The organism is Deltaproteobacteria bacterium HGW-Deltaproteobacteria-6 (assembly GCA_002840435.1).
Lineage (GTDB): Bacteria > Desulfobacterota > Syntrophia > Syntrophales > Smithellaceae > UBA8904.
This window is the reverse complement of the sequence record PHAT01000004.1, coordinates 255,475-275,619: the sequence shown is the minus strand read 5'-3', so window position 1 is coordinate 275,619 and position 20,145 is coordinate 255,475. Positions and strand designations below refer to the sequence as shown.

9 protein-coding genes are annotated in these 20,145 nt (G+C 54.5%); 4 read left to right on the top strand and 5 right to left on the bottom strand.

Features of this window, described 5'->3' with window-relative positions; all coding sequences use genetic code 11:
- Positions 1 to 317 precede the first annotated feature (317 nt).
- Positions 318 to 1,415 carry a 6-phosphofructokinase gene (locus tag CVU71_09625; GenBank protein ID PKN19029.1) on the top strand — a complete coding sequence of 366 codons (1,098 nt, stop codon included), beginning with the start codon at positions 318 to 320 and terminating at the stop codon, positions 1,413 to 1,415.
- A 204-nt stretch (positions 1,416 to 1,619) separates the two neighbouring features.
- On the top strand, positions 1,620 to 10,226 hold the full coding sequence (locus CVU71_09620; protein ID PKN19166.1) for a cyclic beta 1-2 glucan synthetase: 8,607 nt from the start codon (positions 1,620 to 1,622) through the stop codon (positions 10,224 to 10,226).
- Positions 10,227 to 10,374: 148 nt separating this feature from the next.
- Here the strand turns inward: CVU71_09620 and CVU71_09615 are convergent, their stop codons facing one another.
- The 3 genes from CVU71_09615 to CVU71_09605 are packed head-to-tail and all read right to left on the bottom strand — an operon-like array spanning position 10,375 to position 15,230.
- Positions 10,375 to 11,187, bottom strand: a complete 813-nt coding sequence (locus CVU71_09615) for an ABC transporter ATP-binding protein (GenBank protein ID PKN19028.1) — start codon at positions 11,185 to 11,187, stop codon at positions 10,375 to 10,377.
- 3 nt (positions 11,188 to 11,190) lie between these two features.
- Positions 11,191 to 14,010 carry a hypothetical protein gene (locus tag CVU71_09610; protein ID PKN19027.1) on the bottom strand — a complete coding sequence of 940 codons (2,820 nt, stop codon included), beginning with the start codon at positions 14,008 to 14,010 and terminating at the stop codon, positions 11,191 to 11,193.
- Positions 14,011 to 14,012: 2 nt separating this feature from the next.
- Positions 14,013 to 15,230 (bottom strand): hypothetical protein, encoded by a 1,218-nt coding sequence (locus tag CVU71_09605; GenBank protein ID PKN19026.1) that lies wholly within the window; start codon positions 15,228 to 15,230, stop codon positions 14,013 to 14,015.
- Positions 15,231 to 15,783: 553 nt separating this feature from the next.
- Here CVU71_09605 and CVU71_09600 point away from each other — a divergent pair.
- Both CVU71_09600 and CVU71_09595 read left to right on the top strand, forming a co-directional pair.
- Positions 15,784 to 17,682: a hybrid sensor histidine kinase/response regulator gene (locus CVU71_09600; protein PKN19025.1), complete on the top strand. Its 1,899-nt coding sequence runs from the start codon at positions 15,784 to 15,786 to the stop codon at positions 17,680 to 17,682.
- 114 nt (positions 17,683 to 17,796) lie between these two features.
- On the top strand, positions 17,797 to 19,323 hold the full coding sequence (locus CVU71_09595) for an ATP-binding protein (protein ID PKN19024.1): 1,527 nt from the start codon (positions 17,797 to 17,799) through the stop codon (positions 19,321 to 19,323).
- 69 nt (positions 19,324 to 19,392) lie between these two features.
- On the opposite strand, the gene CVU71_09590 is transcribed toward CVU71_09595, so the two are convergent.
- A complete protein-coding gene (locus CVU71_09590; protein ID PKN19023.1) occupies positions 19,393 to 19,683 on the bottom strand; it encodes a hypothetical protein in 291 nt (96 codons plus the stop codon).
- A 17-nt stretch (positions 19,684 to 19,700) separates the two neighbouring features.
- Positions 19,701 to 19,970, bottom strand: coding sequence for a hypothetical protein (locus CVU71_09585; protein ID PKN19022.1), 270 nt, complete (start codon positions 19,968 to 19,970; stop codon positions 19,701 to 19,703).
- Between the last annotated feature and the right edge of the window lie 175 nt (positions 19,971 to 20,145).

The following is a 20,145-nucleotide window of genomic DNA, read 5'->3' as shown; positions in this document are numbered from 1 at the left end:
GGCAAATTTCAATGGTCATTCATCGACCGGCGGCACATAACAGGGCGCTGTCTCAGTTGGTTTGCCTGAAACTCTTCAGTTGAAAAAAATTAAGAAATATGCAATATTATTAATAATAACAGTTGGCATCCTGTTACGTTGCCGAAACCTCAAGGTGCGAAGGAAAAAACAGATTGTTAACTGTGATATACGGAGCAGCCGTTTCACTCGATTTAAATATCCAACTGCCTTTCTGCTGATTGATCAAGAAGAATTGTAACGTCGTCTATTTTTTATTTGTAACGAAACAATCGAATAATCTTTTGAGGAAAATAGCTATGAGAATTGCTGTTTTAACGGGTGGCGGTGATTGCCCGGGGCTCAACGGCGCGATTAAATGGGTGACCAAAACGGCCCTCGATCCTCTTCTGGAGAAAAAGCATCGCATCAAGTTTGATGTGATCGGCATCCGCGAAGGATGGAGGGGGCTTGTGGCGGTTGATCCGGAAAGTCCTGAAAGCCTCGCCCGGCATACCCTGAAACTCGACGAAGAGATCGTGCGGACATGGGACCGTCACGGGGGGACCAATCTCGGGACATCGCGGACCAATCCGTTTAATCCCGTGAAGGACACCTCCGCAAAGGTGCTTTCGAATATCGCCAGGCTGGGCATTGACGTCATTGTGGCCATCGGCGGCGAGGATACGCTCGGCGTGGCCTCCAGGCTTTACCATCTGGGCATCAAGACGGTCGGTATTCCCAAGACCATTGACGGTGATCTGGCGGGCACCGATTATTCACTGGGCTTCGATTCGGCGGTGAATATCATCATGGAAGAGATTGATCGTCTCCGGACAACCGCCGGTTCGCATAACCGGATCTTCGTGGTGGAGACCATGGGCCGGCACGCGGGCTGGCTCGCCCTGCACGGCGGTGAATGCAGCGGCGCTTACATCATTCTGATTCCCGAGCACCCTTTTGATATGGGACGGGTCTGTACGCTGCTTGAAGAACGCCGCGGCCGGGAGATTCAATACAGTATTCTCGTTGTATCCGAGGGTGCGACCATGACCGTCCATCAGGAATTCTGCAAGGACAACAAGGTGGATGAGTTCGGGCACCGGTCGCTGGGAGGCATTGCCGCCCATCTCGCAAAGGAAATCGAGGAGAAAACGGGTTTGGAAACCCGCTATGTCGTCTTAAGCCACCTGCAGCGGGGCGGAGCGCCGTCGGCCCGGGACCGCCTGATGGCGCGGTGGTTCGGGATTGCGGCCGTGGACATGATCGTCAACGAGGATTTCGGCAGGATGGTCAGCTACCGCCACGGGGAAATCACATCGGTGCCCATGAAAGATGTGACCGATCACCTGAATCTCATCGATGTGGATAAATATTATGATGTTGAACGTTATAACGGCAAACGATCAATTCTCTAAAATGTGCCCGGCAAGAAAGATGTTTTTCCGGGAGATGACGGCCGCCTCTGTTCGCCAACAAGGAGACAAAAATTGAATTTGATCTACAAGACAGCGACCGATACTTTTTTACTTTTAAAAAAGCGCTTTTCGAAAAGGCGTTCCGGGAAGAAATATGCCCGCGACGAATTTCCTCTGCGATCGGAATTGCTCAGTTCAGAACAAATGAAGCGGCATGCCAGAAAACTGGCGGGCCTGCATCAACTAACCGGTAAAAAAGCGACCGAAAAACTGCTGGAGCGGCTCCATGAGAATGAAGCAGTTCTGGAGGAAACCATCCGGCGGTTGACGGCCGCCGTTTTGGCCAATCGCCCCGCCGCCCCGGCCGAGGAGTGGCTGCTGGATAACTTTTATTTAATTGAAGAAAATGTCCGTACGGCCAAGCGGCACTTATCCCGCAGCTTCAGCCGGAGCCTGCCCTGGCTTGCCTCCGGACCTTCAGCCGGACTGCCCCGGGTTTATGACATCGCGCGTCAGATCATTTCCCATGGCGACGGCCGGGTGGATCTGGAAAATCTGGTTAACTTTGTTACGAACTACCAGACGGTTTCCCATTTGAAACTCGGTGAGTTGTGGGCCATCCCGATCATGCTGCGTCTGGCTCTGATTGAAAATCTCCGGCGGATGGGAACGCGTATCATGGCCGATATCGCCGACCGGGAGCGCGCCAATGACTGGGCGGACCGGATGGTTGAAATTGCCAGGCGGGACCCCAAAAATCTCGTCCTCGTTATTGCGGATATGGCGAAGTCCGATCCGGCGCTTTCCAGTACTTTTGTCGCGGAGTTTGCGCGCCGTTTGCAGGGAAAGAGTCCGGCGCTGGCCCTGCCTCTGGGTTGGATTGAACAGCGGCTTTCCGAATCGCATTCGACCATTGAACAGATGATTCAGACGGGGAATCAGCAACTGGCCGCGGACCAGGCGTCGGTCAGCAACAGCATCGGCTCTCTCCGGTTTCTGACGACGATGGACTGGCGTGAATTTGTCGAGACCCTGAGCGTCGTTGAAAAAATACTGCGGGAAGATCCGGCCGATGTTTATCCCCGGATGGATTTTGTCACACGGGACCATTATCGTCATGTCGTGGAAAAAATCGCCAAAAACTCTCCGATGTTCGAAAGGGATGTCGCGCAAAAAGCCGTTGATTTAGCCAGAGAAGCCCTGTCGCAAAAAAGCGGTGATGAGCGGATGGTTCATGTCGGTTTTTATCTGATTAACAAAGGATTGCCGCAGCTGGAAAAAAGCGCGCAGATGCGCCTTTCTTTCACCGAGGCCGCAAGGAGGGTTCTCTGCCGGGTGCCTCTATTGCTCTATCTGGGTTGCATCATCGGGATGACCTTATTACTGGCGGGATACCTGCTTGCCGGGATTCAGAAGGCGGGCATTCACGGCTGGATACTGTTGCCTTTGGCGCTTGTCCTGGTTCTTTCCGCAAGCTCGCTGGGCGTGGCGTTGACCAACTGGCTGGCCACGCAGTTTGCACGTCCGCAGCCCCTGCCGCGCCTGGATTTTTCCATGGAAATTCCGCCGGAGTCGAGCACGCTGGTGGTCATTCCCACCATGCTCAACAATGTTCAAAACGTGAAGGATTTGATCGAAGCGCTGGAAATTCGATTTCTGACGAACCGGAAAAATAACCTGCACTTCGGCTTGCTGACTGATTTTTGTGACGCCGCTTCAGAAAAAATGCCCGAAGATGACGAACTTTTGCGTCTGGCCGAGAGAGGGATCAAGGAGCTCCACGAGAAATACCGGGGCGCCAAAGAAGGATCGTTTTTTCTGTTTCACCGTCCGCGCCGCTGGAATCCGGAAGAAGAAATATGGATGGGTTATGAACGCAAACGCGGCAAGCTGGCCGATTTGAACGCCCTGCTCAGAGGCGGCGCGAAAGATTGTTTTTCCAAGATTGTCGGCGCCGCGGAATTATTATCCAATGTCAAGTATGTCATTACGCTGGATACGGATACGCAGCTTCCCCGTGATGCCGCGGAGAAATTTATCGGGACGATGGCCCATCCGCTGAACCGTCCCCGTTTTGACGAATCAAAAAAAATCATTTACGACGGTTACAGCATCCTTCAACCCAGGCTGACGGAGAGCTTATCCGGGGTCAGGCAGACCCGGTATTCGCGATTGTGGGGAGGCCAGACGGGGATCGACCCATACACGCGCATGGTTTCCGATATTTATCAGGATGTTTTCGGTGAAGGGTCTTATGTCGGCAAGGGAATTTATGATGTCGATGCGTTTGAAAAGGTGCTGCATGACCGTCTTCCCGAAAACCGGATTCTCAGTCATGACCTGATCGAAGGGTGCCATGCCAGGAGCGGGTTTATCTCCGATGTGGAATTGTATGAAGAATATCCGGCCCAGTACCGGGCGGATGTGAGCCGCAGACACCGCTGGATTCGCGGGGACTGGCAAATTGCCGGTTGGCTGAGATCAAAGGTCCCCGTTTTCGGCGGAGCATATCGACAGAATGCCCTCTCGATGCTTTCCCAGTGGAAAATATTCGATAACCTCCGCCGTAGCCTTGTGCCCGCCGCCCTGACCATTCTGCTGATCGCCGGTTGGACGATCCTGCAGCCTGCCTGGCTGTGGACGCTTCTGGTGGCGGGGATTCTGCTGATTCCTTCCGCCGGCTCCGTCATCCTGGATGTATTGCGTAAACCGGGAGACGTGTTGTGGCGTGACCACTTAACCTATATGATGCGTCAGGCCAGAAGGCACGGTCTGCAGATTTTATTTACGATCGTCTGTCTGCCGTACGAAGCGCTGTACAGTCTGGATGCGATCGTGCGCACCAGCTTTCGGATGCTTATGACACACAAGCGACTGCTGGAGTGGAATCCGTTCAGCAACCAGGCGCATCGCGCCGGAAATGATCTGGCGGCATCCTGCAGGACCATGTGGATAGCGCCTTTCCTGTCCGCCGCGGTATGGACTTATCTGCTCTGGTCGGGGACGCCCGCCGCGATATGTGCGGCGGCGCCGGTGCTGGCCCTCTGGTTTTTGTCTCCTGTCATTACCTGGTGGGTCAGCCGGCCTTCCGTAAAAGAGGGGATCATCCTGAAAGACGAGCAGATCGTTTTCTTAAGAAAAGCCGCCCGCAGAACCTGGGCGTTTTTTGAAACGTTTGTTGCATCGGCGGACAACTGGCTGCCTCCGGACAACTATCAGGAGCATCCCGGCGCCGTGGTTGCCCATCGCACATCACCCACCAATATCGGACTGGCGCTGCTTTCCAATTTATCCGCTTATGATTTCGGTTACATGACAGCCGGTGAACTGATCAGCCGCACCGCGAACACTTTTGGGACCATGGAAAAACTGGATCGCCACCGGGGCCATTTTTATAACTGGTATGACACGCAAAGTTTAAGAACGCTGCCGCCGCATTATATATCGACCGTGGACAGTGGTAATCTTGGGGGTTCTCTGCTGACGCTGAGGCAGGGTCTTCTGGATCTTCCCGACAGGAATTTGCCGGGCAGTCGATTGGCGGAAGGACTTGCTGACACCTGGAGGGTCCTCAAAGACATGGCCGGAAATGCATCCGGAAATGAGCTGGCTGAATTGAAAAAACATCTCGATTCACTCATGGCTTTCCAGGGGGCGACCCTCAACGACTTGTGGCTGCGTCTCGATATGCTGGCGCAGTCCGCCTCCATCCTTGCCGAATCGCTCACGGCGGGTCGGCAAGATCAGGCATATGGCTGGGCGCAGTCCCTTGTCCATCAATGCCGTGATGCGGCGGATGAACTGATTGTATTCTGTCCCTGGGTGACGCTGAGTGGTCCGCCCGGCAGGGCTGCCCGTATTTTTGAGGAAATCGGCATCCCCACTCTGCGGGATGTTTCAGACCGGTCCGCGGGGTGGCTTTCCGCCGCTTCTGAAATGATCGGGCCTGCTCCCGACAGCCGAGAACAGGCGTGGTTTGCGGAGTTTCAGAAACTGGTCATGGAAGGAAACCGGAAGGCGCAGGAAAGACTGGCCGCCATCAATTGCCTGGTTAAAAGAGCAGGGGAACTGGCCGGCATGGACTACAGCTTCCTCTATGACAAGGGACGTCAGCTGTTGACGATCGGGTACAGCGTCGGCGAACGCCGCAGGGACCGGAGCTTCTATGACCTGCTGGCGTCCGAGGCCAGATTCTGCAGTTTTGTCGCCATTGCCGAGGGGCAGCTGCCGAAGGAAAACTGGTTTGCCCTGGGACGCATGCTGACCAATCCGGGAGGTGATCCCGTTCTCCTTTCCTGGGACGGATCGATGTTTGAGTACCTGATGCCGCTTCTGATCATGCCGAATTATGAAAACACGCTCTTGGACCAAACCTACAAGGCGGTGGTGAAAAGGCAGATAGCGTATGGGGAGAAAAGAGGCGTGCCCTGGGGCATTTCAGAATCCGGTTATAATAACATCGATGTCCATCTCAACTACCAGTATCGCGCCTTCGGCGTCCCCGGTCTGGGTCTTAAACGGGGGCTCGGCGACGATCTGGTGGTGGCACCGTACGCTTCAGCGCTGGCGCTGATGATCGCGCCTCAGGAGGCCTGCGTGAATCTCCAGCGTCTGGCCGCGAAAGGCATGCTGGGGACATACGGCTTTTATGAAGCGCTGGATTTCACCGCCTCACGTCTGCCCGCGGGCGTTGAAAGCGTTGCCGTGCGGTCTTTCATGTCGCATCATCAGGGGATGAGCCTGCTGTCGATGGCCCATCTCCTCCTGGACCGCCCGATGCAGAAGCGTTTTGAGTCCGAGCCGATGTTTCAATCGGCAATGCTTTTGCTTCAGGAACGCATTCCCAAAGCCCTTTCCTTCTACCGGCAAATCACCGACGATACGAATATCCGGAAGGCGGCGGGTCCGCAGAAAGTTCCGTCACGCGTTATCGAAACTCCCGATACATCCGTGCCGGAGGTGCAGCTTCTGTCCAACGGCAGATACCATGTCATGATTACCAATGCCGGCTCCGGATACAGCCGCTGGAAAGATCTGGCGGTGACGCGCTGGCGTGAAGACGCCACCCGCGATCCATGGGGCATGTTCTGCTATATCCGCGATGTGGTCACGGGAGAATTCTGGTCCAATGCCTATCAGCCGACGCTGAAGAAGCCGGACCGGTACGAGGCTATTTTTTCCGATGCGAAAGTTGAGTTTCGCAGGCGCGATGATGAAATCAACACCTACACTCAGATCGCCGTGTCGCCGGAAGACGATATGGAACTGAGGCGCATCCGCATTACCAACCGTTCCAGAAAACGCCGTGAACTGGATATCACCAGTTACGCGGAAGTGGTCATCGCGACGCCTGCGGCCGATGCGATCCATCCGGCGTTTTCCAATCTTTTTGTTCAGACGGAAATTATCCGTGATCGCCAGGCGATTCTCTGCACGCGAAGACCGCGCTCCAAGGATGAACCCGCCTACTGGACGTTTCATTTAATGGTGGTGCACGGCACGGATGGCCGCGAGGTCTCTTATGAAACGGATCGTTTGCAGTTTGTCGGCCGCGGCAACACGCTGTCCTGTCCTGTGGCGATGAACAGGTCGGCGGACGGGGTGCAGGCCCTCTCGAACACGGCAGGCTCCGTTCTGGATCCGGTTGTTTCGATTCGCCGTCCGGTCAAACTTGCCGCCGGGGAATCGGCAACCATCGATATTGTGTCCGGTATTGCCGAAACCCGCGCCGGAGCGCTGGCCCTTGTTGAAAAATATTCAGACAACCGCCTGGCCGACCGCGTCTTTACTCTGGCCTGGACGCACAGCCAGATCACGCTCAGGCAAATCAATGCGACACACAACGACGCGCAGCTTTACGGACGTCTGGCCGGTTCCGTTATTTACGCCAATGCGTCGTTCCGGGCCGATCCGAAGATCATTGTGAGAAACCGCCGCGGACAGTCCGGCTTATGGGGCTATGCGATTTCCGGCGATCTACCCATTGTGCTTTTGCAGATCGGCGATCATGCCAACATTGAACTGGTCCGTCAGCTCCAGCAGGCGCATGCCTACTGGCGTTTAAAAGGTCTGGCCGTCGATCTGGTCATCTGGAACGAGGATAATGCCATTTACCGGCAGGCGCTTCACGACCAGATTGCGGGACTGATTGCCACCAGCATGGAAACCAGGGCCGCCGATCGGCCGGGCGGCATTTTTGTGCGGCCGGGTGATCAGATATCCAGTGAAGACCGGCTTCTTTTTCAAACGGTTGCCCGCGTCATCATCAGGGATGATATGGGGACGCTTGAGGAGCAGATCAGCCGCCGCAAAAAGAAGGATACGCCTGTGCCGCTTCTGAAACCGCTCCGCAATCCCGGCGCGAAAAGCCAGGACGAGGCGGCGGTTTCTTATCCCGGGTTGATTTTCAAAAACGGGCTCGGGGGATTTACTCCTGACGGACGTGAATATGTCATCATCACAAAACCCGGGGAGAAAACGCCGCTGCCCTGGGTGAATGTTCTGGCGAACGCCCGCTTCGGATCAATTATTTCCGAAAGCGGTTCGGCATCGACATGGAGTGAAAATGCCCATGAATACCGCCTTACCCCGTGGCATAACGATCCGGTGAGCGACCCAAGCGGCGAAGCGTTTTATATCCGCGATGAAGAAACCGGGCAGGTCTGGTCTCCCACGCCGCTCCCCTGCCCGGGTGCAACGCCTTATGTCTGCCGCCACGGTTTCGGGTACAGTGTTTTTACGCACAGAGAAGACGGCATCAAATCGGAATTATGGATCTATGTATCCTTGAACGCGCCGGTCAAGTTTATGGTTTTAAAAGTGACGAATGAATCGGGGCGTAACCGCACCCTTTCCGTGACCGGTTATCTGGAGTGGGTGCTGGGTGATTTGCAGCCGAAGACAGCCATGCACGTCACAACGGAGGTGGATGCGGGAAGCGGGGCGCTTTTTGCCAGAAATCCTTACAACACGGATTTTGCCGACCGGGTGGCTTTTTTCGACGGGGATGATCCGACGCGGACGCTCACGTGCGATCGGGACGAATTTATCGGCCGCAACGGAGAACTGTCCCGGCCGCAGGCGTTGACGCGGGAGCATCTGTCGGGCCGTGTCGGCGCCGGTCTTGATCCCTGCGGCGCCATCCAGACGACCTTTGGATTGGCGGACGGGCAGGAGCACGAGGCCATTTTCCGGTTGGGTGTCACCGGGAGAAGGGGCGCAGACGATGCCAGTAAAACGGTGGAGAGCTTCCGGGGATCGGCGGTTGCGCAAAAGGAATTGGAAATCGTGCATCGATATTGGGCAAAAACGCTGAGCGTCGTGCAGATTGAGACACCCGATTCGTCACTCAATATTCTGACGAACGGCTGGCTCATATATCAGACACTGTCTTCCCGGCTCTGGGCTAGGAGCGGTTATTACCAGTCAGGCGGCGCTTTCGGCTTCCGCGACCAGTTGCAGGATGTTATGGTGCTGGTTTATGCCGAACCGGCCCTTGTCCGCGGGCACCTGCTTTTGTGCGCCAGCCGCCAATTTACAGAGGGTGACGCCCAGCACTGGTGGCATCCGCCTACCGGCCGGGGTGTGCGCACGCAATGTTCGGACGATTACCTGTGGCTGCCTCTGGCCGTCAGCCGCTATATCGACAGCACCGGTGATTCCGGAATTTTAAATGAAAGCATCCGTTTCCTGGAAGGACGCCAGGTCCGGGCGGATGAAGATTCCTATTACGATCTGCCGGGTGTGTCAGATGAAAAAAGCAGTTTATATGACCATTGTGTGCGGGCTGTCCGGAGAGGCTTGAGATTTGGCAGTCACGGGCTGCCTCTCATGGGGTCCGGCGACTGGAATGACGGCATGAATAAAGTCGGGGATGAGGGGAAGGGCGAAAGTATCTGGATGGGTTTCTTTCTGTATGACGTGCTTGTCAGGTTTGCGGAAATTGCCCGCCTGAAAGACGATGGACCGTTTGCCGATTTGTGCGGGAAGGAAGCGGCGCAACTTCGGCACAACGTTGAGCGGGAAGGCTGGGACGGCGGCTGGTACCGGCGCGCATACAGCGATGAAGGATTATCATTGGGATCGTGCACCAATACGGAATGCCGCATTGATTCGGTGGCCCAGAGCTGGTCCGTGCTGTCCGGAGCGGGAGATGAAGCCAGAGCCCGCCTTGCGATGAACGCGGTAGATGAATTTCTGGTGCATCGGGATAAAAAACTGGTTCAGCTCCTGGACCCGCCGTTCGATAAGTCGGAGATGGAGCCGGGTTATATTAAAGGTTATGTGCCGGGTGTGCGGGAAAACGGCGGACAATACACGCATGCGGCCATCTGGACGGCCATGGCTTTTGCCAGGCTCGGCGACCGGAAACGCGCCTGGGATGTGCTGGACATCATCAATCCGGTCAATCATGCCCGGACGCCTGAGGAGGTGGAAATTTATAAAGTCGAGCCCTATGTGATTTCTTCAGACGTCTATGCGGTCGCGCCGCATATCGGGCGCGGCGGGTGGACATGGTTTACCGGCTCTTCCGCCTGGATGTACCGGCTGATCGTGGAATCGCTGATGGGACTCACTCTGAAAAACGGCAGGCTGAGTTTTGCGCCGTGTCTGCCACAATCCTGGGAAGACGTTAAAATTCATTACCGGTACGGGGAAACACTTTATCATATCGTCATCCGTCAGGCCGCAGGAGAAGCGGATCATGCCGTCATGACGTCAGACGGCTTAACCATACCCGGTGCGGAGATTGCGCTGGTGGATGATCACAAAGAACACATCGTCGAAGTGGTCCTGCCCGTTAAGTTGTAACGGCTGTCATTGTCATATCGACCGCAGGGAGATATCTTTTTATTTCAGTCAGGTCGATTAGGACTTCTCCCTTCGGTTCGAAGTGACAAAATAGTCGAAGCGACAAAGCAATATCATTTGCGAATCCGCCCTCGGCGTGTTTGGTCAGCTACAGATAGTCCCTTCTGAGTTGTTCAATCATCTCATCGGTCAGTTTCTCCGTTTTGCGAAGCTGGGCGAACTTGTCCAGCAGGTTATCCACCGTGATCTGATTTTTTTCCTTTTCGGAAATATCGTCGATGATCCGTCCTTTGTGCATCATCAGCGTCCGGGAGCCCAGTTCGAGGGCCTGCTGCATGCTGTGCGTCACCATGAAGGTCGTCAGGTTTTCTCTTTCCACAAACGCTTTGGTCAGGGCGATAATCTGGGCCGCCGATTTGGGGTCCAGCGCGGCGGTATGTTCATCCAGGAGCAGCACATCCGGCCTGAGGATGACGGCCATCAAAAGGCTTACAGCCTGACGCTGCCCGCCGGAAAGCGAGCCGATGATATTGTCCAGCCGGTCTTCAAGCTGCATCTCCAGGCGGGCCACATGTGTGCGGAACGAGGCCAGGCGCGGGGCGGTGAGCCCCATCCGCAGAAGGTGCTTCCGGCCCCGAAGCGATGCAATCAACAGATTTTCCGCAATGGTCATATCCGGGGCGGTTCCCATGAAAGGGTTCTGGAAAACCCGTGAGATCGTATGAGCCCGTTGATAATCCTTCTGTTTTGTGACGTCCCGGTCATTGATGAACACGCTTCCCATGTCGGGGGAAATAGTCCCGGAAAGCACGTTGAGCAGGGTCGATTTTCCCGAACCGTTCGTGCCGATGATGGTGACAAACTCGCCCTCGCGGATGGTGAGATCAATTCCCCGCAAGGCGTACACTTCATTTTGCGTGCCGGCATTGAATTTCTTATGGATGTTGGTGAGGGTGATCATGATTTACCTCTTTACCACGGTTGCTTTTTTCAGGAGATCGGCCGGAATGGTTACGCCGTAGCGTGCGGCCAGCGCAAGTGAAACGCCCACCGCTTCAGGTACGTACTCCCGGATGGGAATGTTTTTGGGATTGTCGCCGTTGATCACGCGAACAGCCATTTTGGCCGTTTCCCGACCTACCTGATAATAGTCGGCCCCGATGGAAAAGAACGCGCCGCGTTCGATGTCGGAAGGATCATTGGTGAAATAGGGAATTTTGTGCTCCTGCATGACCTGTGCGACGGTCGCTGATGCCAGAATCACGGTGTTGTCGCCGGACGTGAAAAACACGTCGACGCCAGCGTTGATGACGGCCATCGCCGCGTCTTTGACTTCATCCGTACGGGTTACGGTTCTTTCCACCAGTTCAAAGGAATATTGGCGGGCCGCGGCCCGCGCTTTCAGCGTGCAGGCTTCCGAATTGGCTTCCGAGGGATTCCAGACCAATCCGATCCGTTTTGCCTTCGGGAAAATGGCCCGTATCGCGCGAATCGTGGATTCTACGGGCTGGAACGTGGCTACACCGGTAATATTCGGAATGTGATCGGCTGCGTTTCTGGCGACGCCCATCCGGTAGGGATCGGTCACCGCGCCGAAAATGTGGGGGATCTTTTTGTTGCCGTTGGCCGTTATCTGCAATGACATTGTCGAAGCCGTGATGATGTAATCATAATTCTGCCGGACAATGTCCTGCACAATCGCCTGTCCGGTGCTGTATTCATTCTGAGCGTTCTTCACATCGACGGTCATATTGTGTTCCCGCAAAACGCCGCTTTTTTTAAGTTCATCTTGAATGCCCCTGGCAGTCAGTTCCAAAAGGGTGCTGTCGGAAAAGACAAAGAGCGCGAGGCGTTTGGACCCTGCATCTTTTTTTGCGCCGCCCGTGATCGGTGTGGCATTAGCCAGCATAGCCCGTGGTATATTAATCCCCAGCTTTTTGGCGACATCGGGATTGTAGCCGATGGTCAGGTTCCGGTAGCGTTCAAAAGGAATCCGTGACGGGCTTTCCCCTTTGAGGATGCGGGCAACCAGACGCGCCGCCTGCGTGCCGCTCTGGGTATAGTCGTATCCGCAGGCGGCCAGAGCACCGTCATCCAGGCGTTCCACATCGCTCAGAATGACCGGTATCCCGCGGGCATCGGCTGCTTTGATGACGGATTCCAGGGCGGAAAAAACGATATTATCCGTGACCAGCACAAACGCGTCGATATCCTGCCCGGTCAATGCCTGCGCGGCCTGCTGAACTTCCGACGATCCGGTGACGGTGGCGCCGGCAAAGGTAATTTCGGGGTGCTTGGCGATCTGGGCCTGTAGCTGTCGGACATTGAATACCGCGTTCACCTGAGACGGGTCCCAGATACAGCCGACTTTGATTTTTCCCGGCAGGATCGCGGTGGTCAGTTCAATCATTTTATCCATCGGCACCGCTCCATAAACACCGGTGACGTTGGGCAAATGATTCGTATCGGATGTGCCTGCGCCGATGAGAAAGGGATTCGCGACGGTCGCAAAAACGACGGGTCTGTCTTTGATCTTGTTGATGGCCGCCTGCGTGCAGCCGGTGGAGATGGGCACCACCACATCCACGCGTTCCTGCAGAAATTTGTCCAGGATGCTGTTGACCGTGGCCATGTCGCCGTTCGCATCTTCCAGATAGAGGGTCACGTTCCGGCCGTCTTCATAGCCCAGCCGGCCCAGCTCCCGGATGAAGCCGTCCCGCGTCCTATTGAGCACATCATGATTGCTCAGTTGCACCACGCCGATGCGCAGCTTCGGCTGATCGGTGGAAAGTTTTTTCCCGGACATCGTGTAAGCGAAAACCCCGCCCAGCGCCAGAACGATCAGCAGGCCAAAGGCAATGACCGGCTTCTTTCCGGAAAAAAACGAAGATAAACGCGATGCGGCAGCAGGGGTTTTTGCCGGTTTTTTCTGAAGGATTGTCGGCGCGACGAGGATCGCCAGGACGAAGACGGCGGTGATCAGCTTCAAATCAATGGGATTCAAACCGACGTACAGTGCGAGGGCCACCATGAGGCGGAAAATGATGGAGCCGGCAATGACGCTCAGGGTCTTGGCCCAGATCGACCTCAAAGGCAGGATCGTTTCGCCGATGATGACAGCCGCCAGTCCGAAGACGATGGAGCCGATGCCCATGCCGATGTCGGCAAAGCCCTGATACTGAGCGACCAGACTGCCGGAGATGCCGACCAGTCCGTTGGCCAGCGCGATGCCGAAAATTTTCATGCCATTGACGTTGATGCCGGAAGCGGCCGCCATGGCGGGATTGTTGCCGGTGGCTCTCATGGAGATGCCGAAGTCCGTCCGGAAAAACAATGAGATGATAAGCCAGAATGCGGTGATGACCGCGCCGAAGATCAGGCAGAGCCATATTTCATAGGGCAGGCCGGGGTTGATGTCTTTCATGCCCGCGATGAGTCCCGGTTCGTTGAGCAGGGGAATATTGGATCGGCCCATGATGTGCAGATTAATGGAATACAGGCCGGTCATGACCATGATGCCGGCCAGAAGCCCGTTGATTTGAAAGCGGGTGTGGATCAGCGCCGTGATCGCACCCGCGGCGGATGCCGTAAGAAAGGAGAGCAAAAGCGCGATCCAGGGATTGACGCCCGTAACGATGAGGACGGCCGTCATGGCTGCGCCGGTGACAAAACTGCCATCCACGGTGATATCGGCGAAATCGTGAATGCGGAATGTGATGAAGACGCCCATCGCCATAAAGGCGTATAAAAAACCGAGGTTGATCGCGCCGACCCAGAGTTCCACGGTTATACCCCGATTTCCGTCAGGCTTGCCAAACCGCCGGCAAACCGGGATTGTCCGAGGAGGTGCTGAATTTTAAACACGTCCAGTTCATTGAAAACGCGCGCCAGTTCTCGGTCGAAATCCTGAAGGTTATTGCTGATGGGCGCTTTGTCAAAGATGCCGCCGTGCAGATGAAATAAATTGCCGCCGGAAAAAAGAGGCTGAATCGCCCCGGGCAGCTCCCCGGGATTGCGTGTGATGATGCCCGTTGCGGCGACAACCGCTCCGGCATGCATAGGTTCCACGGGAAAGTCAAACCAGTCGGAAAAGGATCCGCTGCTGAAAATATTTTCGCGCCGGGCGGTTTGCGGGTTTTCCACCGGCGGTCTTTTAATGTTCATGCCCCAGATGCCTTTGCTTTCGGCAAGCATTGTCACGCTGATGAGATTCGCCCGGGAAATGGTCAGGAAACTATTGATCAGCGCCGTGAGATCCAACGCGCCGTTTTCGCTTTTGAAAGACAGGAGATACCGCGGCTCGCCATTGACGCCGAAGCCATGCAGAAACTTGTAGGCGGCGGCGGGGTCCGCGTGGGCCCCCAGCATAAAATCGACGGACGGATGGCGGACGGCGGGGTAGTAAAAAAAGTTGGCGTTCACCACCATCGCCTCGCCGAAAAGATTCTGATATTCCGCAAAGCTGTCGCCCAGCGCGGCCAGTCCGCAGCCCGAGCGCATTAGGGAAGCCGGCACGGCCACCACGTCTGTTTCAGAATAGGAGGCGTTTTCCATTTTAGCGGTTGAACCAATCAGAAAAAGAGAACCCGGGGGAACGTCCTTTTCGATGTACGTAAGGGAAATCTGATCGGTCCGCACCTGATGGCCGGGTGCGGCCTCCGAACCGGCGGAGGATTGCGCTCCGATTGCATCAACGCCAGGCACGATGCGGAAAAGTTGATCCAGGCCGCTGACTTTAAAGACGTCCTGCACCTGCGGCGTAAGGCCCGCGAGCAGCATTTCACCGCCCACTTTTTTGAGCTCTTTTTGCGCGCTGATGAACGTCCGTAGTCCCGCGCTGCTGATGTAATGAACCCCCGAGAGATCGGCAAGCAATACCCGCCCGCCTTCCAGAATCAATTGCTGAAAAACTTTTTGAATTTCCGACGCGGAAAGCGCATCAATGCGCCCTTTTGCCGTCACGCACTGGCAGGAATCTTTATGAGTTATGGTGTATTCAAACATGCTGACACCGGTTCTGATTAAGGATGAAGGAATGAAGCACTATAACTGCATTCCTCGATTCCGTGCATCAGGGCGCGGTTGGCTGCGGCCCCTGCCGGAATACTGTGTGGATATAGCATAAACGGAGACCAATGCCAATTTAAAGCTGGGCTCAGGTCAGAAGCTTTTTGGTAATTGAAGAAGGCTCTCCTGAAGGGGTTTTGCTTCTTGCGCCTGCCGCGTTGCGTTATTTTTTATTGACAGCTCAGATGGTTGTTCTTATAGTTTAATTCAAGGGCAGCGTCTTATCCACAAGCCCGTCGCTCTTTGATCTTCAGATCACGTAAAAACGATATGGGCCTGCTGTGCAGCATGATTTTTGCCTGTTCTCAGGGAGCGTTAAGAAATAATGGTTACCTGTCTATTCTTTTCGTGACGGCCCTTATGCCGGTTATGATATGAAAATGTCACAGTTATTATTGAACAACGGCTAATGGGTTGAAATTTGAAAATCTTCTTCAGGGCACACTGACGTTACTAAAATGGCGTCAGAAGCTGACGACCGGAGATCATCATGACGTTAAAACAGCTTTTCGAAAGAATATTGCCCGGCAAAGAACTCAAGGAGTTTCAAGACCTCGAAGGCTGGCGCGTATACTATATCAGGTTCATGCTTTTCTTTGCCTTAGTCATCCTTCCCGTCGGACTGATATTTTCACTTCCAACCTACATTAAGCAGGGGAAATACGACCTGATTATTTTAGAACTCTTTATCATCGCGTTTATCACCGCGCTTCTGTGGATAAGATATACGCCCCATTTTATTAAAATTTTTTTTATCCTGCTTTATGGTTTGATGCTGACCTTTATTATTACGTTGGGGCCTCTTTACGCCCGGCCGGGCTGGCTGGTGATGTCTGTCGTCAGCGCCGCTTTTCTATTCGGCGTCCGCGCCGCCATTGTGACCACGGTGATCAATCTCATTTTGCTGATGGTATTATACTGGCAGGCCGGTCTATATCTGTCATCATGGGCGGCGATCTATACGGAGCCTTTCAGCTTGTGGGTTATGTTCATTGTCAGCATCTCGCTTGTTTCCCTGTTTGCGGGTTTGCCTGTCGGTCTGCTCCTGGACCGGATGAGCGAGCTGCTCCTCCATGAACATAATTTGCGCATACAGCTCGAGCAGGAGAGAGAGGCATTACAAGCCATTAATGAAGCGCTGCGCACCGAGATTTCCGAACGGCGGAAAATCGAGGAAGAAAAAGATCGTCTTCAGGGCGAACTGGATCAGGCCCAGAAAATGGAAGCCATCGGAACAATGGCGGGCGGCATCGCTCATGATTTCAACAACATTTTATCCGCCATCATCGGTTATTCGGAACTGGCGCTTTCCGATCCCGGCGCGGATGATAAAAGCCGCAGGAAAGTTGCCGAAATCCTGAAAGCGGGTGAACGCGGCAAAGCGCTGGTCAACCAGATTCTGACCTTCAGCCGCAAGTCTGAAATCAGCGTGGCGCCTCTTAAACTCAGCGAGTCTGTTTCGGAAGCGCTCAAGATGATGCGTTCATTGATTCCGGCCAATATTAAAGTTGAAGAATATTACGCCGACTCCGGCCTGATTCTGTCCAGTTCAACCTATATCCATCAGATCATCATGAATCTATTAAACAACGCTGTTCATGCCATGGACAAGGACGGCGGCGTGCTGGAGGTCCGCCTCACACGAGAGTACATGGATGAACAAAGAGCGGCGCGCGAGCTGCAACTTCCATCAGGCCCCTATCTTAAAATGACGATCTGCGACAGCGGTCACGGCATGACACCCGAGGTTTCTGCGCGGGTCTTTGAACCTTATTTCACCACGAAAGAGGCTGGCCGCGGAACGGGCCTGGGCCTTTCAGTTGTGCACGGCATTGTTAAAAGCCACGGAGGCGCCATTGTCTGCCGCAGCGCGCAGGGAACAGGAACCTCTTTTGACGTCTATTTCCCGGAGGTTGAAGACCGGAGAAAGCCGGAAGACGCGCGGGAAGAGGACGTCATGCCCACCGGAACGGAAACCATTCTGTATGTCGATGACGAACAGGCCCTGGGCGAGATAGCCGGTGAAATGCTGGAGAGCCTGGGATATCAGGTAATTGTTAAGACCAGCAGCATGGAGGCCTATCATTTCTTCGCCGCTGCCCCCGAGCGGGTTGATGCCGTCATTACCGATATGAGCATGCCGCAGTTAACCGGTGATAAGCTGGCGCATAAAATGCTGGAGCTGAGGCCGGATCTGCCCATTATCATCTGCACAGGGTACAGTGAACATATATCGAGGGCGGAGGCTGCCAGACTGGGTATCCGGGAGTTTCTCATGAAACCCTTCGAAATGGTTCAACTGGCCTATGCCGTGCGCCGAACGATTGACGGCAAATGCCTTGCGGCGATTCAGGATTCCGGTCAATATCCGGTGCCAAATGATGGATGAAACGTTGTAACAAGAGAGAGAAAAGCAGGTCGGGATTATTCTGACCTGCCGGAAAGGGTTTTTCTGCGTTCCGTAATAATGGATGATGAATAAGGAGAGGTGATAAAAATTAAGATGACTACACCATTAAAAATCGCAATGTCTCGGGGAAAAGAAATTGTTCTGCTGCCGAATATGGCCAACCGCCATGGACTTATTACGGGCGCCACCGGTACGGGGAAAACCGTCACACTGCAAAAGATGGCCGAATCCTTCGCGTCCATCGGCGTCCCGGTTTTTATGGCGGACGTTAAGGGAGACCTTGCCGGCATCGGGGCGGCAGGCGTTGCCTCGGAGAAAATGATGAAAAGGCTGGAATCGATCGGCATCAAGGATTTTCAGCCGCGCGCCAGTACAGCCGTGTTCTGGGATGTGTTCGGGGAAAAGGGACACCCGGTGCGCGCCACCATATCCGACATGGGGCCGCTCTTGCTCTCGAGGCTGCTCAATCTTAACGAAACTCAGTCCGGCGTGTTGACGCTGGTTTTTAAAATTGCCGACGACAACGGACTGCTTTTGCTAGATCTGAAGGATCTGCGGGCTATGATCCAGTTCGTGGGCGACAACGCCAAACAGTTCACCACGGAATACGGTAATGTCTCGGCGGCATCCGTGGGCGCGATTCAACGCGGGCTTTTAGGTCTTGACGAACAGGGCGGCGACAAATTTTTCGGGGAGCCGATGCTGAACATTGCCGACCTGATGCAAACCGACGGCGAAGGGCGCGGCGTAGTCAATGTGCTGGCCGCCGACAGGCTCTATCATAATCCCAAACTTTACTCGACCTTTCTCCTGTGGATGCTGTCTGAACTTTTTGAGCAGCTGCCCGAAGTGGGAGATGTCGAAGCGCCTAAACTGGTTTTCTTCTTCGATGAAGCCCATCTGCTGTTTAATGACGCACCGGCCGCGCTTCTGGAAAAAATCGAGCAGGTGGTGCGTCTGATTCGTTCTAAAGGCGTGGGTGTTTATTTCGTGACGCAAAATCCGCTGGATATTCCGGAAACCGTTCTGGGCCAGCTGGGCAACCGCGTCCAGCATGCCCTGCGCGCCTTTACGCCCCGCGATCAGAAAGCGGTTAAAACGGCGGCGGATACCATGCGTCCCAATCCCGCCTTCAGCACGTATGATGCGATTACTGAGCTGGGTGTCGGCGAAGCGCTGATCTCTTTTTTGGATGAGAAAGGCCGTCCGGCTCAGGTGGAGAGGTCTTTTGTTATTGCGCCTGATTCGCGTCTGGGTGTTTTAAGCGATGCCGAGCGGCAGGCGGCCATCAGTCGTTCCACCATTTACGGGCACTATGAAAAGGCGCTGGACCGCGAATCGGCCTATGAAAAACTGCGCGCCTCCGTTCAGGGCGAACCTGCCCCCGTGCAGCCGGGCGGGCAAACGGGTTCTGAGGCGCCCGCGCAGGAAGGCGGAGGAATATTGGGCGGCGCCGTGGGTGATTTATTATTTGGACGCACCGGACCCCGCGGAGGGAAAACCGACGGTTTGGTGCAAACCGCCGCTAAAAGCGTCGTGCGAACCATCGGTTCATCCGTTGGACGGGAAATTGTACGTGGTGTGCTGGGGTCATTGCTGGGCGGCGGACGCCGCCGTTAAATATTTCCGCCAAAGTGCAGACGCTAAAACGCGCCTGCGCTTTATCAGGGAGTGAAAAATAACTTTATTTTAATCAAAGGGCAGAGGCACCTGCAACAAAGACGCATAACAGCGGCGGCAGACGCTCTTCTGATAAGAGCGCGCCTGGCAGGCGTCCAGATCAATGAAGTAACCGAACTTGCCGCACCAGACGTTATTCCTGCCGTTTTTATGCGCCGACGGAAACCGGACCGTCTCCGTATCTTTTTGATGAACGACTTTTTTCATGAAAATATTATCGACTGTCGAAATCGGTGCCGGCAAACAGAGAATACAAAGCCGCAGGCCTCTCCAATCCGAGGTCTGAACGGGGGCAACCATAACCCGGATGATCTAAATTATTTTTTGGCGGCTTTCTTTTTTGCTACCGGTTTTTTGGCGGCTGTTTTTTTAGCCGGCTGTTTCTTTGCGGCCGGTTTTGCCTTTTTCACAACAGCTTTCTTTTTCGGCGGTGCGACCACTTTCTTGGGCGGTTTGGGACCTTTGTTTTCCATCGGCTCCTCGCAACAGATCAGTTCGGCGATCGCGCAGCCGCATTCCTCATCCACAATGACAGCAAGTCCGCATACTTCACAACTCAGAACATCACCAGGTTTTACATTTGACATTTGTGTTCCCTCCTCGTTGTTGATGGGTCTTAAATTCCGCCCTCTATTTATTCAAATTTACTTAATTTTAGTTTAAATTTATTTTTCTTTCAAGCATTGATTGATTATTTATTCATTTTTTTACATATTAAGCAAAATCCGATGATGCATCGTCTCGGGCTGGATCATTGACAAA

Excerpts from the sequence above, each read along its gene's own strand:
- CVU71_09600 (PKN19025.1), top strand. The coding sequence starts at position 15,784 with ATGACGTTAAAACAGCTTTTCGAAAGAATATTGCCCGGCAAAGAACTC.
- CVU71_09590 (PKN19023.1), bottom strand. The coding sequence starts at position 19,683 with ATGGTTGCCCCCGTTCAGACCTCGGATTGGAGAGGCCTGCGGCTTTGT.
- CVU71_09585 (PKN19022.1), bottom strand. The coding sequence starts at position 19,970 with ATGTCAAATGTAAAACCTGGTGATGTTCTGAGTTGTGAAGTATGCGGA.
- CVU71_09615 (PKN19028.1), bottom strand. The coding sequence starts at position 11,187 with ATGATCACCCTCACCAACATCCATAAGAAATTCAATGCCGGCACGCAA.
- CVU71_09605 (PKN19026.1), bottom strand. The coding sequence starts at position 15,230 with ATGTTTGAATACACCATAACTCATAAAGATTCCTGCCAGTGCGTGACG.
- CVU71_09595 (PKN19024.1), top strand. The coding sequence starts at position 17,797 with ATGACTACACCATTAAAAATCGCAATGTCTCGGGGAAAAGAAATTGTT.
- CVU71_09625 (PKN19029.1), top strand. The coding sequence starts at position 318 with ATGAGAATTGCTGTTTTAACGGGTGGCGGTGATTGCCCGGGGCTCAAC.
- CVU71_09620 (PKN19166.1), top strand. The coding sequence starts at position 1,620 with ATGAAGCGGCATGCCAGAAAACTGGCGGGCCTGCATCAACTAACCGGT.